A 14,623-nucleotide genomic window follows, 5' to 3' on the forward strand; every position below is an offset into this window, starting at 1 on the left:
TGGCGATGCTGGCCGCCCAAGTGCTGCTCATGGGCTCGCAGTTCATCGCCTTCACCTATCTGGCGGCGTACTTGGAGGATGTGACCGGCATCGACGGTGCCCTGGTGAGCGTCTTCCTGATGATCTTCGGTGTGTTCAGCGCGATCGGCACGTTCGCCGGCGGGCGGTTCGCCGATGTCAACGCCTCGCGGACGCTGCTCGTGGGCAACACCGTCCTCGTCGTGGGTCTGGCGGGCCTGTATGTCTTCGGCGACAGCAAGCCGCTGGTCGGGGTCGCGCTGGCGCTGTGGGGTGTGGTCGGGTTCGGTGTCACGCCGGCGCTTCAGCTGCGCGTCATCTCCCTCGCGGGCCAGGGCGCCGATCTGGCCGCCACGCTCGGCGCCTCGGCGGCGAACGTGGGGGTGGCCTCGGGTGCCGCGATCGGCGGCTGGGCCCTGGCCTCCTTCGGGATCGAGGAGGTCCCCCTGACCGCTCTGGTCTTCGCGGTGATCGCACTGCCCGCCGTGTGGGCGACCCGGTTCCTGAAGGTCCCTTCCGCTCCTGCCCCGGTCGCCGGCCCGGTCGCACAGAGCGCTGCCGAGAGCGACAGCGCCCCGGTCGTCGCCGGAGGCTGAACCCCGTACCACCCGCTCGGTCACAGCCCGCTCCCGCGCGTTCGAGGACGCGCGAGGCAGCGGGCTGTGACGGTGTCAGACGCCGCTCACCTTCGCGACGGAGAACGGCAGGTCGAGGGTGGCGGAACCGAACTGTGAGCGCAGCACGTGCAGGGATCCGCCCAGGCGCAGCAGGGCCGTGGGGTGCTGGAGCGCTCCGTCGCTGACCTGGGCGGTGACGGTCGCGGTCGTGCGATCGGCCGAGAGGGCGACTCTGGTGACCCCGTCCGAGGCGAACTGGGCGGCCCACAGCTGGTCCTTCTCCCACAGCAGACCGTCGGCGGAGAGCAGAGCGCCGCCGCTCACGGTGATCTTGCGTATGCCCCCGGTGGCGGGCTCGAGTCTGAACAGCTCGCCGGACGTCATGTCCGCGGTGATGAGGTAGGTGCCGTCGGCGTCCGACTCGATGCCGTTGAGGGTGATGGCCCCGACCGGGTGCTCGGCGACGACGCTGTTCAGGTCGAAGCCGACGTCCAACGTGGCGGTTCCCGCGGCGGCGATGGTGTCCTCGATGGTGGCTGCGGGGAGTCGGTAGACGAGCTGGAGGAGCGAGTCGGTGACGTAGGCGGTGCCGTCCGGCGTCAGGGCGATGTCGTCGAGCAGCGAGTCGCCCGGGGTCGGGCTGACGAAGCGGGCCAGGCGTGTGCCGTCGGCCGTGTCGTACACGGTCACTCCGCTCGCGTCGTCGACCCACAGCCGGCCGTGGCGGTCCACCGTGGTGCCCATGGCCTGGGTCCGGCCGTCGGTGCCCGCGGGCAGGAAGGTCTCCGCCTCGGTCTGTCCGGCGCGGGCCCGGTAGACGGCTCCGGTGCCGAACGAGGTGATGTACAGATCGCCGGTCGCCGGGTCCGTGGCCATGCTCTCCGGGTAGGCCTGGTTGCCGGGCAGTGCGATGGCCCGGGCCACGGTGAGGGCTTCTGCGCCTGCGTGCGCGTCGGTGACCGGCGCCAGGGCGACGTCGACGAGTGCGCAGGCGAGGGCCAGAGCACAGGCGGTGATCCGGCGGCGGGCAGCGGTGAGCAGCATGGGTCCTCTTCTCCGTGAAGGTGAGCCCGCCACAGGACCGGGGCGGGCGTCGAGGACCCTAGGCCGATTCCGCCCGCACGGCGGAGACCCGATGGGCCTCGCCGCAGGGGCGGAAGAGGGAAAGCGCCAGATCAACCAGGTGTCGGCGCCGGCGACAGCGGCGCACGATCACTGGCCGAAAGAGCGCGACTTTCGAACGTGGCGCACGGCGTTCCGGATGGTACGTCGGGTTCCGTTTCGGTCGTTCCGTCAGTCGCTCGCCGCGACGGACGGCTCCTGCTCCACCGCCCGGGACAGCACAGCGGGGCGCCGGGAGGCCGTCGCGGGATAGTCCTTGCCGCGCCACGTCATGACCCGCTGCGCGACCGGTTCCGTGAAGCGGGCCGCGAGCGGGCCCAGGACGACCAGCAGCAGGACGTAGGCGGTGGCCATCGGGCCGAGCGAGGGGTCGACCGCGCCGGCCGAGACGGCCAGGCCGGCGATGACGATGGAGAACTCGCCGCGCGCGACCAGGGCGCCCCCGGCCCGCCACCTGCCGCGTTCGGCGATGCCGGAGCGTCTGGCGGCCCAGTAGCCGGTGGCGACCTTGGTCAGGAGGGTGAGCACCGCGAGCACGAAGGCGGGCAGCAGCACCGAGGGGATGGTGCTCGGGTCGGTGCTCAGGCCGAAGAACACGAAGAAGACCGCGGCGAACAGATCCCGCAGCGGCATCAGCAGATGGTGCGTGTTCTCGGCCACCTCCCCGGACAGGGCGATGCCCACGAGGAACGCGCCCACGGCCGCGGAGACCTGTAGCTGCTGTGCGACACCTGCCACGAGGAGCGTGGTGCCGAGCACGACGAGCAGGAGCTTCTCGGGATCGTCACTGGAGATGAAGCGGGAGATGACGCGCCCGTAGCGCACGGCGACGAGCAGGACGGTGCCGACCGCACCGAGCGCGATGGCGAGGGTGAGGCCGCCCGCCAGCCAGCCCGACCCGGCCAGGACCGCGGTCAGGATCGGCAGGTAGATCGCCATCGCGAGGTCCTCGAGGACGAGGATGCTCAGGATCACCGGGCTCTCCCGGTTGCCGAGCCGTCCCAGGTCGCCGAGCACCTTGGCGATGACGCCGGAGGAGGAGACCCACGTGACGCCGGCCAGGACGACGGCGGCCACCGGCCCCCAGCCCAGCAGGAGTGCCGCGGCGGCTCCGGGCAACGCGTTGAGGAGGAAGTCGACGCCGCCCGCGCGGGCGTGGGTCTTCAGGTGGCCGACGAGATCGCCGGCCGTGTACTCGAGGCCGAGCATCAGCAGCAGGAGTACGACCCCGATCTCGGCGCCGACCTCGATGAACTCCTCGCTGCCGGCCAGCGGGACGACGCCCCCCGCACCGAAGAGGAGCCCGGCCAGCAGGTAGAGCGGGATGGGCGAGAACTTGAGGCGCACGGCGAAGCGGCCGAGCAGGCCGAGGACGAGGACGACCGCTCCGAACTCGATCAGGAAGACCGCGGAGTGCATGTGATCAGCTCCGCTCCATGATCTCGTGGGCGTGGTCGACGCCTTCCCGGGTGCCGATGACGATCACGATGTCTCCGCCGTGCAGCCGGAAGTCGGGGGTCGGCGAGGGGATCGCGTGGGAGCGCCGCATGACGGCCACGATGGAGGCGCCCGTGTCGGTGCGCATGTGCGTCTCGCCCAGGGTGCGGCCGTTCCAGTACGAGGTGCCGGTGATCGTGATCTGTTCGGCGATGAGCCCGAAGTCACTGGTGTGCAGCAGGTTCGGGTTGTTGTGGCTGGGCAGCAGCGCGTCGGCCAGGGACAGGGCCTCCGCCGCGGTCAGCGCCAGCGAGAGGCCGCACGAGTCCGGGTCGTCGTCATGGTGCACGTTCAGGGTGCGGCGACGGTCGCGGTGCGCGATCACCGACAGGGTGTCGTGGCGCCGTGTGGTGAGCTCGTACTGCACACCGATTCCGGGCAGGGGGGTGGTCCTGAGGCGGGGAGCGGGCATGGTGTCTCCTTCGGGCTGCGGGGTGCGTCACTGCTTGCGGAGCCACACGCCGCCCAGCGGGGGCAACGTCACCCTCGCGCTGGCCGGCAGACCCTGGAGGGGTTGGTCGACGGCGTGGATCGGCTCGCCGTTGGTGACCCCGGAGCCTTCGTACTGCGCTGCGTCCGTGTTGAGCACTTCGGTCCAGCGGCCCGCCTCGGGCAGCGCCAGAGCGACGCCGTGCCGGGCTGTGGGCTGGAAGTTGAAGACGCACACCAGCGGCGTGCCCCGGGGGGTGTACCGCACGAAGGAGTAGACGTTGTCCTCGGCCGCGTCCGCGTCGATCCAGCGGAATCCTTCGGGCCGGGTGTCCTGGCTCCACAGGGCCGGGTCGTCGAGGTACAGGCGGTTGAGGTCGCGCACCAGGTCACGCACGGCACGGTGCGGGGCGTGGCGCAGGAGCGACCAGTCGGGGCCGCGCTCGTGGGACCACTCGGTGTCCTGGGCGAACTCCTGCCCCATGAACAGGAGTTGTTTGCCGGGAAAGGCCCACATGAAGGAGAGGAAGGCCCGCAGATTAGCCAGTTGCTGCCAGCGGTCGCCCGGCATCTTCGTCAGCAGCGAGCCCTTGCCGTGCACCACTTCGTCATGGCTGATGGGCAGGGTGTAGTTCTCCGCGTACGCGTACACCATCGGAAAGGTCATGGCGTGGTGGTGGTACTGCCGGTGGACGGGGTCCTCGGCCATGTACGACAGCGAGTCGTGCATCCAGCCCATGTTCCACTTCTGGGCGAAGCCCAGTCCGCCGTCGTCGGTGCACCGGGTCACGCCGTCCCAGGCGGTGGACTCCTCGGCGATCGTCACCGCCCCCGGGCAGCGCCGGGGCACGGTGGCGTTCATCTCCTGGAGGAACTCGACCGCTTCGAGGTTCTCGCGGCCGCCGTGCACATTGGGCAGCCAGGAGCCCTCGGGGCGCGAGTAGTCGAGGTAGAGCATGGAGGCGACGGCGTCCACGCGCAGACCGTCGATGTGGAACTCCTCGCACCAGTACACGGCGTTGGCCACGAGGAAGTTGCGCACCTCGTTGCGGCCGTAGTCGAAGACGTAGGTCCCCCAGTCGGGGTGTTCACCACGGCGCGGATCAGGGTGTTCGTACAGGGCGGTGCCGTCGAAGCGGCCCAGGGCCCAGTCGTCCTTGGGGAAGTGCGCGGGGACCCAGTCGACGATGACGCCGATGCCGGCCCGGTGCAGTGCGTCGACGAGGGCGCGGAAGTCGTCGGGGCTGCCGAGGCCGGCGGACGGGGCGTAGTAGGAGGACACCTGGTAGCCCCAGGAGCCGCCGAAGGGATGTTCGGCCACCGGCATGAACTCGACGTGCGTGAAACCCAGGGCCTTGACGTAGGCGGGCAGTTCGGTGGCGAGTTCGCGGTAGCCCAGGCCGGGCCGCCAGGAACTCAGGTGCACCTCGTAGACGCTCATGGGCGAGGACTCGGCCGTGTACTCGGCGCGCCGGGCCATCCAGGCGTCGTCGTTCCACGTGTGGCGGGAGCGGAAGACCACGGAGGCCGTGCCGGGTGCCGTCTCGGCCGATGCGGCCAGGGGGTCGGCCTTCTGGATCCAGCGGCCGTCCGGCGTGAGGATCTCGTACTTGTACCGGCAGCCCTCGCCGACGCCGGGGACGAACAGCTCCCACACTCCGCTCGCGCCCAGCGAGCGCATCGGGTGGGCCCGTGCGTCCCAGTGGTTGAAGTCGCCCGTCAGGCGCACCGCGCGGGCGTTGGGGGCCCAGACCGCGAACGCGGTCCCCGTGGAGGTGCCCCACCCGGACGGGTGCTCGGTGACGCGCGCTCCGAGCACCTGCCACAGCTGCTCGTGCCGGCCTTCGCGGATCAGGTGCAGGTCGAGTTCGCCGAGGGTGGGCAGGAATCGGTAGGGGTCGTCGTACACGTGCACCTGACGGCCGTAGTGGGCCCGCACCCGGTAGTCGGGGACCTCGGTCCGGTTCAGTACGGCGGCGAACACTCCCCCGCCCTGGTGGGCGAGTTCGGCCAGTGGCTCGCCGGACGGCGTGGTCAGCCACACCTGGTCGGCGAGCGGGCGCAGCACCCTGATCGTGACGCCCTCGGCTGTGGCGTGGGGTCCGAGCAGGGCGTGCGGATCGCTGATCTCTCCCGTGGTGAGCCGCTTGAGGTGGGTGGCGGCCAGGGCGGTGGGACGCTGTGCGGTGGTCACGACTGCGAAGTCCCGTCCGTGAGGATGTGGGCCACTCGGTGGCGGGGGTCGAGGCGTACGTAGTTGTCACGGCCCCAGTGGTAGGTCTCGCCCGACAGGGCGTCGCGCACCGTGAACGCCTCGGAGCGCTCCATGCCGAGCGCGGGCAGGTCGAGTGTCACGGTGGCCTCACGCGTCTCGTGCGGATCGAGGTTGAGCACCACGACGACCCAGTCGTCGCGCTCGCCCGCGGTGACGCGCTTGGAGAAGCAGATCACCGCGTCGTTGTCGGTGCGGTGCAGCCGCAGATTGCGCAGTTGGTGCAGGGCCGGGTGGGCGCGCCGGATGTCGTTGAGCGCCGTGATCAGAGGGGCGAGCGAATCACCCGCGGACTCGGCGCCGGCCCAGTCCCGGGGGCGGAGCTGGTACTTCTCGGAGTCCAGGTACTCCTCGCTGCCGGGCCCCATCGGCACGTTCTCGTACAGTTCGTATCCGGCGTAGATCCCCCAGGTCGGTCCTGCCGTCGCGGCGAGCACCGCGCGGGCCGCGAAGGCCGCGCGGCCGCCGTACTGCAAGTAGGCGTTGAGGATGTCGGGGGTGTTCACGAACAGGTTGGGGCGCAGGTACGCGGCGCTCTCCTCGCCGTCGAGGCCCGCCAGCTCACGCAGGTAGCTCTCCACCTCCTCCTTGGAGTTGCGCCAGGTGAAGTAGGTGTAGGACTGGTGGAAGCCGACGCGGGCCAGGGCGTGGAGCATGGCCGGGCGGGTGAATGCCTCGGCGAGGAAGAGGACGTCCGGATCGGTGGCGTGCACCGCGCTGATCAGCCGGTCCCAGAACGCGACGGGCTTGGTGTGCGGGTTGTCGACACGGAAGATGCGCACGCCGTGGTCCGTCCAGTGCCGCAGGATGCGCAGGCACTCGGTGTGCAGCCCCTCGGGGTCGGTGTCGAAGTCGAGGGGATAGATGTCCTGGTACTTCTTCGGCGGGTTCTCGGCGAAGGCGATCGAGCCGTCGGCCCGCCGGGAGAACCACTCGGGGTGCTCGGTGACCCAGGGGTGGTCCGGTGAGCACTGCAGGGCGAAGTCCAGGGCGATCTCCAGGCCCAGTTCACCGGCCCGGGCCACGAAGTGGTCGAAGTCCTCCAGGGTTCCCAGGTCGGGGTGGATCGCGTCGTGGCCGCCGTCGGGCGAGCCGATCGCCCAGGGTGATCCCGGATCGTGCGGTCCTGCTTCGAGCGTGTTGCCGGCGCCCTTGCGGTGGGTGGTGCCGATGGGATGGATCGGCGGGAGGTAGACCACGTCGAACCCCATGTCGGCCACGCCTTCCAGCCGCTTGGCGGCGGTGCGCAGGGTGCCCGGCCGCGGCGGCTGGGGCACCCCTTCGACGGGGGCCGGCACGGTGGCTCCCTCGGAGCGGGGGAAGAACTCGTACCAGGCGCCGTACAGGGCGCGGGGGCGGTCCACGCGCAGGGGGTGTTCCGCGGACCGGGTCAGCAGCCTGCGCAGGGGACGGCCGGCGATCCGGGCGGTGACGGGGGCAGCGGTGGCGGCTGCGAGGCGTTCCTCGGCGGCCAGGCGCCCGTCGCGCAGCAGTCGGGCCGTGTCCGTCAGGAGGGCCGCCTCGTCGGCCGGGTGCGTGGCGGCCAGCTCTTCGAGGAGCAGGGCGCCCTCCTGGAGGACGAGGTCGGTGTCGATTCCGTGCGGGATCTTGATCTCGGCGGTGTGCCGCCAGGTCGCCCAGGGGTCGCTCCAGGCCTCCACGCGATAGGTCCACTCGCCTTGACGTCCGGCGGTGACCCAGGCCGTGTAGCGGTCCGTGCCGGGGGCCACCAGACGCATGGGGACCCACGGCCCCGCGTGGCCGTCGGGATCGGTGAGGACGACGCCGGCGCCGACCGCGTCGTGGCCTTCTCGGAAGACGGTCGCGCTGACGGCGAACTCCTCGCCGGGCACGGCGCGGGCGGGGATGCGGCCACCGACGGCGTCGTTGATCTGTGGCGCCACGTCCACGATGGGAATGCGGCCCATACGTGCTCCGGCGGCCGAGCGCGTCGCGTCGCGCTGCATGGGCTTGCCCTTCATAGGGATCGTGCCTCCTGGGAGGTGCGGCGGTGTGGTCGGTGGCGGAGCGTGGGTCAGCGGCGGATCGCGGTCGTGCCGTTGCTGACGTCGGAGATGATGCGGCGGAATCCGGAGACCAGCGGATGGTGCGGGTAGGCCGTGGCGAAGACCCGTTCGCCGGCGATCTGCGCCATCTCGGGCGCGTAGGGCAGGACGGTGGTGATCCGGGTGCGGTAGGCGCTCTCGACCTCCCCGATCATCCGTTCGCTCACGGCGCCCTGAGGAGCCATGTTCACGGCGACGCTCAGGGCACCGAATCCGAGACGGCCGGCCAGAGCCGTGGTCTCCCGGGCACCGGCGAGGTCGAGTCGGTCGGCCCGGGTGACGACGACGAGAGCGTCGGAGCTCGCCATCGCGGTGACGGTCTCGTTGTTGAAGCCGGCGTGCGTGTCGAGCAGGAGAACGTCGAGGGCCAGTGTGTCGATGAGCCGGTCGAAGCCCTCCCGCAGCAGACCGACGTCGTAGCCGCGGCCCATGATCTCGTTGACTCCGGTGCTCTGGCTCCTGGCCGGGATCAGGAAGAGCCCTTCGTGCCCCGCGCTCTGGTCGACGGCGTAGGCGGCGTCCTCGATCTCGCAGCGGCCGATGAGGTAGTCGGTCAGTGACCGTCGTGCGGGGATCGTGATGTCGCCGAACATCACGTTCAGCGCCGGAGTCTGGATGTCGGTGTCCACCAGGGCGACGCGCAGGCCCGACGAGGCCAGCAGCAGGCCGAGGTTGGCGGCCGTGCTGGATTTGCCGGTGCCTCCTCGGTAGGAGTGCACCGTGATGATCTGCGACATGTTCTCCACCTGACGGATTGGGGGGCGACAGCGTCGGCGGTGCGTGGTCAGTCGGCCGCTGCTGTCGGTGTCTTCCAGTGCACGGCCAGCATGGTGATGTCGTCGGACTGCTCCGCCTGGCCCACGAAGTCGCTGAGCGCGCCGTCCATGTGGTCGAGGAGTTCCTCGCTGTGCAGGGTGGCTTCGGTCAGCTGCTCGACGAGGAGGTCCTCTCCGAAGAAGCTCCCGGTCTCGGAGCGGGCCTCGGTGACTCCGTCGGTGTAGATGAACAGCGTGTCCCCCGGGCTCATGTGGGCGTAGCCCAGGGAGAAGGTCACGTCGGGCATGACCCCGATGACCGGTCCCGTCGGCTGGAGCAGCTCGGGTGCGGCGCCGCTGCCGCTGATCAGGACCGGCGGGTTGTGACCGCCGTTGATGTAGACCAGGTTGCCCGTGACAGGGTCCAGGACGCCGAAGAACATGGTGGCGAAGTAGCCCTGCTTCATGTGGTTGCGTGTCAGGTAGCTGTTGGTGCCGACCACCGCGTTCAGCAGCGGGGTGGCGCCGACGACCGGGATGGCCCGGGTGTGTTCGGCACCGCCCGGGTCCTCGCCCATCAGGTCCGCCGCGATGAGGTTCTGCAGACCGCTCTGTTCCGCCGTGTGCCGCAGCAGGGAGCGGATGAGCGCCATGAACAGGGCGGCGCCGACCCCCTTGTCGCACACATCGGCCACGACGAGGGCCAGGCGGCGCCGGTTGACCAGCTCGAAGACGTCGTAGAAGTCGCCGGCCACCGTGCGCGCGGGCCGGAACCGCACGCGGATGTCCCAGTTGTCGGGGCTGGGCAGCGACTCGGGCAGGAACCCCAGCTGTATCTCCCGGCCTATCTCCAGCTCCCGCTCGTAGCTGAGCAGTTCGGCATGCGCGGCGACTTCCTCGATGTTGCGGTTGAGCTCGGCGTGCTGGTGGCAGTCGCGCAGCCGGGCCTCGACCAGGACGGGGTGGAAGGGCGGCAGCAGATAGTCGGAGCCTGCGCGCACATGGTCGTCCAGCAGGTGCAGGTCGTGTTCCGCGAAGGCCACCACGGTGGGCTGCTGCCCCTCGTCGGCCAGGCGCCGGGTCACCGATCTGACGGTGTGGGGCGACAGGGTGGCATGGGCGAGCACGGCCGTCACCTCCGGCATCCGGCCGCGCGAGGCCGCCAGGACCTCGCCCGGGGTGCGGGCATGTGTCTCGGCCCCCACCGCGTGCAGGGCCTTGGCCAGGCCGTCCGGTACGTTTCGGTGTTCATCCAGGATCAGGACGTTCGTCTGCGCCATCTCCGCCTCGTCTATTCCACTGCCGGACGGCGCATCACGAGGGTGCTCACGTTGCGCCCCGCGACGAGCTCGTACTCGAAGGTGTCCACTGCTGTGAACGCCAGGAAGACGCCCAGGCCACCGACCTCCCGTTCCGACAGGGGCACGTCGAGGGCCGGCTCGCGCATGCCCTGGCGCGGATCGAAGGCGGGGGCGTCGTCCTGGAACCTGACCCACACATCGCCCGGGTCGATGCCGCCGTCGACGGTGATCTCGCCGCTCTCGCCGCCGTATCCGTGCAGGACGATGTTGGTCGCCAGTTCGTCGGCGGCGAGACGCAGTCGGTACAGGGAACTCTCCGGAAGGCAGGCGCGCTTCCCCAGGTCCACCACGAAGTCGGACACCAGCTCCAGCGCGTCGATCACCGCGGGAAGTCGGAGCGCGTTCGCTCGGCCGCTCTGCGATGCCTGAGCGACGTCCGCTGCCTTGGCGGCCCCTGCGGCCTCGAAGTCGAACGTCATCTCGGTGCGTCCCTTCAGGCGTCCACGAGATCGATGCTGCGGTCGAATCCGGCGAGCCGGATGGTGCGGGCCACGGGGTCGGAGGCGCCCACGACGGCGACACGGACTCCTTCGCCCATCTTCTGGCGGGCGAAGACCAGGGAGCGCAGGCCCGCACTGGAGAGGTAGTCGAGCTTCTCGGCCCGGATGACCAGCTCCACGGCGCCCGCGTCGGCCGCCCTGCTGACCGTGTCGTGGAACGAGCCGGCGGTGGCCGCGTCCAGATCGCCTGTCACCTTGATGGTGGCGACGTTGTCGTTGATCCTCATCTGCACGTCGAACGTCATGGTGGTACTCCTTCGCATCAGCCGGTCGTCGGGTGGTCGGCACGTCCTACGAGGACGACCGCGGAGTGGGGGCCCAGGTGATAGCGCCCGGGGTGCTCGAGCCGGGGCTCCTCGCCCACGGCGTGGGCACGGGCGCCGGTGTCGGCGAACAGGTGCCAGCCCTGGTCGCCGGGCAGGTCGGGAAGCTCCAGGTCGTGGCCTTCCCAGTGGGCGTTCACGGCCACGTACACGTGCTCGTCCCGCACGCTGCCGCCCTTGGCGTGCCGGCCGCAGCGCAGCAGGGCCAGGACCCTGCCGTGCTCGGCCCAGTCCGGGGCCCAGGCCTGGACGCCGTGCCAGCTGACGTCGGGAAGGCCGCTGCCGACCCGGTCGGTGCCGGTGGGGTGTTCGCTCGTGCGCAGCACCGGGTGGGCGTGCCGGAACGCGATCAGTTTCCGTGTGAAGTCCAGCAGTTCGGCGTTGGTCTCCAGCAGGTCCCAGTCGAACCAGGACAGTTCGTTGTCCTGGCAGTAGGTGTTGTTGTTGCCGAGCTGGGTGCGGCCGACCTCGTCACCGGCCAGGATCATCGGGATGCCCTGGCTCATGAACAGGATGGTCAGCAGGTTCTTCATCTGCCGCATCCGCAGGTCGCGGACGTGGGCGAGGGTGCTGGGCCCCTCCTCCCCGCAGTTCCAGCTGTCGTTGTCGTTGGCTCCGTCGTTGTTGTTCTCGCCGTTGGCCTCGTTGTGCTTGTCGTTGTAGGAGACCAGGTCGAAGAGGGTGAATCCGTCGTGCGCGGTGACGAAGTTGACCGACGCGCTGGAGGTGCGGCCCTGGTAGAGGTCGGGTGAGCCCGCCATACGGGTGGCGAGCTCACCGACGAGGCCCGGCTCGCCCTTGACGAATCGCCGCACGGTGTCGCGGTACTTGCCGTTCCACTCGGACCAGCGCCCGTAGTTGGGGAAGTGGCCCACCTGGTAGAGGCCGGCCGCGTCCCAGGCCTCGGCGATCAGTTTCGTGTGCCGCAGGACCGGGTCGTGCGCGAGCTGTTCGAGCAGCGGCGGGTTGGGCAGCGGGGTTCCGTCAGGGGCCCGGTCGAGGATGGCGGCGAGGTCGAAGCGGAACCCGTCGATGTGGTACTCGGCGACCCAGTGCCGCAGGCAGGACAGGACGAAGTCCCGCACGACGGGGTGGTTGCAGTTGACGGTGTTGCCGGTGCCGCTGAAGTTGTAGTACTCGCCCTGCGGCGTGAGCATGTAGTACGTGGCGTTGTCGAGCCCGCGGAACGAGATGGTCGGGCCCTGCTCGTTGCCCTCGGCCGTGTGGTTGAAGACGACGTCGAGGACCACCTCGATGCCGGCTCGGTGCAACTCCCTGACCAGCGTCTTGAATTCGTCGGCCTGCATGCCGAAGGGGCCGGTCGCGGCGTAGCCGGCCTTGGGGGCGAAGAACGAGACCGTGTTGTAGCCCCAGTAGTTGTACAGCCGCTCGCCGGTCACCGGATCGGCGCGCGGATTGTCCAGCTCGTCGAACTCGAACACGGGGAGCAGCTCGAGGCAGTTGACACCCAGCTCCTGGAGGTACGGGATCTTCTCGCGCAGGCCGGCGTAGGTGCCCGGCGCCGACACCGCCGAGGACGGGTGCCGGGTGAAGCCGCGCACGTGTGTCTCGTAGATGACCAGGTCCTCGGCGGCGATGCCCAGGGGCCGGTCGTCGCCCCAGTCGAAGTCGTCGTCGAGGACCTGCGCGCGGTAGTGGTAGACGTTGTCCCAGTCGGGCTCCCGGCCCCACACCTCGCGCCCCGAGATCAGGCGCGCGTAGGGGTCGCTGAGGACCTTGGTGCCGTCGAAGCGGTCGCCGCGGGCGACGTCGAAGGGGCCCTGGGCCCGGAATCCGTACTCCAGGTTCTCGGTGTCGAGTCCGAAGACCGTCATCGCGTACACGCTGCCGATGCGGAACTGGGGCAGGAACTCCAGTTCGGCGCTGGGCCGGGTGGCGCCACGCTCGAAGAGCACGAGGCTCATCGAGGTGGCGCCGTCGGAGTAGACCGAGAAGTTGACCCCGCCGGCCACCGGCGTGGCGCCGTAGGGGAAGGGCCGACCGGCCCTGACCCGGTAGGGGCCGATCCGGTGCGTGGGGAAGGCGTCGACCCGCTCGCGGATGTCAGGGGTGCTCATCGGTCCGCACGCTCCAGCTCGGCGTCCAGGTCCTCGGCCACCCGGAAGAAGTCCAGGAAGCCCGTGGCGGACATGACGAAGGAGACTTCCTCGGAGAGGCCGACCAGGGTGATCCCCGCCTCCAGCTGCTGCGCGTGGCGGTGCACGATGAGCAGGGTGCGCAGCCCGGCGCTGGAGATGTAGGAGATTCCGGTGAGGTCGATCAGGACGGCCGCGCCCTGCGTGACGAGGGGCAGCAGCTGGGCCTGGAGTCCGCCGGAGGTGGTGGAGTTGATCTCGCCCTCCAGCGCGACGACCGTGCGGCCGGCGCGTTCGTGCGAGCTGACCTTGACCGTCATCCCTTCACCTCCGTGCGGGATTCGCCCTTCAGCCGGACCCGGACCTTGACACGGCCCGAGGTGTCGGGCAGCCGTACGGTCAGGGCCTGGGCGTTGAAGTCGGTGTGCTCCACGCCGTCGATCTCCACGGACGCGATGCGCACCGAGCCTGCGGGCAGCAGGTCGGGGGCGACCCGCAGGACGCGGTCGGGGATCTGCTCGGGGTCCGGCTTGAACCAGAAGTCCATGGGGCTGCCGTTCACCAGCAGGTTGTTGTACACCGCCGCCAGGTAGCACAGCTCGGCCGAGTGGTACATCGACATCGAGTGGCTGCCCTTGAGCCGCTCCACGCCCAGGAGGTAGGGCAGACCGCTGGCCAGGGTGTTGAAGTAGACGGCGCCCTCGTCGTGGTCGAGGAAGAACGCGTTGTAGAACGACTGGGCGTCGCGCGCCTCGGTACGGAAGTCCAGCCGGCCGGTGACGCCGTGCAGGATCAGATAGGCGAGGATGGCCTGTTCCTGCTGCCACCAGGCCTTGCGGTCGTGCCAGGTGAAGCGGAAGCGCTCCTCGCCGTCCACCTTGACGCGCTCGACCACGTCGTACCAGCCGCCTCGCTGGCGGTCGCTGCCGATCTCGGGCATGGACTCCCCGAGCGCCACGGCCGTGTCCAGGTAGACGTCCTTGGGGCGCAGGGAGTTCATCCGCGCCAGGTTCCAGGCGATCTTCAGGTTGTGGCCGACCACCGCCCGGTTCTGCTGCCAGCCATGCGTGGTGTCGGGCGTCCAGTCCCGGTGGAATCGTTCCTGCACGAACGGGCTGTTCTTCAGGTCGGGGAAGCGCTCGACGATCGTGTCGAAGGTGTACTCGAGCATGTCCGCATAGCGCTGCTCGCCGGTGGCGAGGTACAGGTTGATCAGGTAGGCGGGCGCGTGGTCACCCACCGAGTTCCAGTTCTTGCGCGCCTGGTTGGGGCCGAGGGAGGCGTGGTCCGGGCTGAGCAGGATCGGGTCGATGTGCGAGAAGTAGCCGCCCTGCTCGGAGTCCAGGTAGAAGCGGTCGAAGAGCCGGATGGTGGCGTCGGCGTCCGCCTTGATCCGTGGATCGCCCGTGACCCGGTAGGTCTGCACGGGCCCGGCGAGCGCGTAGATCTGCTCGTAGGCCGGCAGCGCGTCGTAGTCGTCGGAGAACTCGGAGGTGAACAGCTTGGTCTCCACGTCCCCGTCGACCTTGAGGCCGTGGTACCAGTACACGACGTTCTCGTCGGTGTA

General features: G+C 69.9%; 13 protein-coding genes. 1 reads left to right on the forward strand and 12 read right to left on the reverse strand.

What is annotated here, in order from left to right; all coding sequences use genetic code 11:
* Nucleotides 1-614, forward strand: a 614-nt coding sequence (locus GTW43_RS06005; RefSeq protein WP_161300572.1) for an MFS transporter, incomplete at its 5' end; no start/stop codon positions are given.
* A 75-nt stretch (nt 615-689) separates the two neighbouring features.
* Here the strand turns inward: GTW43_RS06005 and GTW43_RS06010 are convergent.
* The 12 genes from GTW43_RS06010 to GTW43_RS06065 form a co-directional block, all read right to left on the reverse strand.
* Nucleotides 690-1,679 (reverse strand): SMP-30/gluconolactonase/LRE family protein, encoded by a 990-nt coding sequence (locus GTW43_RS06010; RefSeq protein ID WP_161300573.1) that lies wholly within the window; start codon nt 1,677-1,679, stop codon nt 690-692.
* 249 nt (nt 1,680-1,928) lie between these two features.
* Entirely contained in the window at nt 1,929-3,176 is a 1,248-nt protein-coding gene (locus GTW43_RS06015; protein WP_161300574.1) for a cation:proton antiporter, read from the reverse strand.
* 4 nt (nt 3,177-3,180) lie between these two features.
* On the reverse strand, nt 3,181-3,666 hold the full coding sequence (locus tag GTW43_RS06020) for a cation:proton antiporter regulatory subunit (protein ID WP_161300575.1): 486 nt from the start codon (nt 3,664-3,666) through the stop codon (nt 3,181-3,183).
* A 27-nt stretch (nt 3,667-3,693) separates the two neighbouring features.
* Complete coding sequence (gene glgB / locus GTW43_RS06025) at nt 3,694-5,877, reverse strand: 1,4-alpha-glucan branching protein GlgB (RefSeq protein ID WP_161300576.1); 2,184 nt, start codon at nt 5,875-5,877, stop codon at nt 3,694-3,696.
* The gene (locus GTW43_RS06030; protein ID WP_161300577.1) at nt 5,874-7,937 is read right to left on the reverse strand and encodes a maltotransferase domain-containing protein; all 2,064 of its coding nucleotides are present in this window, start codon (nt 7,935-7,937) and stop codon (nt 5,874-5,876) included. Before GTW43_RS06030 ends, glgB begins: the two co-directional genes overlap by 4 nt.
* Before the next feature lie 53 nt (nt 7,938-7,990).
* The gene (locus GTW43_RS06035) at nt 7,991-8,758 is read right to left on the reverse strand and encodes a MinD/ParA family protein (RefSeq protein ID WP_161300578.1); all 768 of its coding nucleotides are present in this window, start codon (nt 8,756-8,758) and stop codon (nt 7,991-7,993) included.
* A 47-nt stretch (nt 8,759-8,805) separates the two neighbouring features.
* Nucleotides 8,806-10,056 (reverse strand): SpoIIE family protein phosphatase, encoded by a 1,251-nt coding sequence (locus GTW43_RS06040; protein ID WP_161300579.1) that lies wholly within the window; start codon nt 10,054-10,056, stop codon nt 8,806-8,808.
* Nucleotides 10,057-10,067: 11 nt separating this feature from the next.
* Entirely contained in the window at nt 10,068-10,556 is a 489-nt protein-coding gene (locus GTW43_RS06045; RefSeq protein WP_161300580.1) for an ATP-binding protein, read from the reverse strand.
* Between the two features lie 14 nt (nt 10,557-10,570).
* Nucleotides 10,571-10,882: an anti-sigma factor antagonist gene (locus GTW43_RS06050; RefSeq protein WP_161300581.1), complete on the reverse strand. Its 312-nt coding sequence runs from the start codon at nt 10,880-10,882 to the stop codon at nt 10,571-10,573.
* Nucleotides 10,883-10,899: 17 nt separating this feature from the next.
* Nucleotides 10,900-13,038 carry a glycogen debranching protein GlgX gene (glgX, locus tag GTW43_RS06055; protein WP_161300582.1) on the reverse strand — a complete coding sequence of 713 codons (2,139 nt, stop codon included), beginning with the start codon at nt 13,036-13,038 and terminating at the stop codon, nt 10,900-10,902.
* Nucleotides 13,035-13,376, reverse strand: a complete 342-nt coding sequence (locus GTW43_RS06060) for an STAS domain-containing protein (protein WP_161300583.1) — start codon at nt 13,374-13,376, stop codon at nt 13,035-13,037. The genes glgX and GTW43_RS06060 overlap by 4 nt, the downstream gene beginning before the upstream one ends.
* Nucleotides 13,373-14,623: AGE family epimerase/isomerase (locus GTW43_RS06065; RefSeq protein WP_161300584.1), on the reverse strand; the 1,251-nt coding region annotated here is incomplete at its 5' end. The genes GTW43_RS06060 and GTW43_RS06065, both read right to left, overlap by 4 nt.

This window comes from Streptomyces sp. SID5785 (assembly GCF_009870065.1).
Taxonomy (GTDB): domain Bacteria; phylum Actinomycetota; class Actinomycetes; order Streptomycetales; family Streptomycetaceae; genus Streptomyces.

Coding starts and splice junctions, on each gene's coding strand:
- GTW43_RS06050 (WP_161300581.1), bottom strand. CDS start 10,882: ATGACGTTCGACGTGCAGATGAGGATCAACGACAACGTCGCCACCATC.
- GTW43_RS06045 (WP_161300580.1), bottom strand. CDS start 10,556: ATGACGTTCGACTTCGAGGCCGCAGGGGCCGCCAAGGCAGCGGACGTC.
- GTW43_RS06020 (WP_161300575.1), bottom strand. CDS start 3,666: ATGCCCGCTCCCCGCCTCAGGACCACCCCCCTGCCCGGAATCGGTGTG.
- GTW43_RS06060 (WP_161300583.1), bottom strand. CDS start 13,376: ATGACGGTCAAGGTCAGCTCGCACGAACGCGCCGGCCGCACGGTCGTC.
- GTW43_RS06010 (WP_161300573.1), bottom strand. CDS start 1,679: ATGCTGCTCACCGCTGCCCGCCGCCGGATCACCGCCTGTGCTCTGGCC.
- glgX (WP_161300582.1), bottom strand. CDS start 13,038: ATGAGCACCCCTGACATCCGCGAGCGGGTCGACGCCTTCCCCACGCAC.
- GTW43_RS06015 (WP_161300574.1), bottom strand. CDS start 3,176: ATGCACTCCGCGGTCTTCCTGATCGAGTTCGGAGCGGTCGTCCTCGTC.
- GTW43_RS06035 (WP_161300578.1), bottom strand. CDS start 8,758: ATGTCGCAGATCATCACGGTGCACTCCTACCGAGGAGGCACCGGCAAA.
- GTW43_RS06030 (WP_161300577.1), bottom strand. CDS start 7,937: ATGAAGGGCAAGCCCATGCAGCGCGACGCGACGCGCTCGGCCGCCGGA.
- GTW43_RS06040 (WP_161300579.1), bottom strand. CDS start 10,056: ATGGCGCAGACGAACGTCCTGATCCTGGATGAACACCGAAACGTACCG.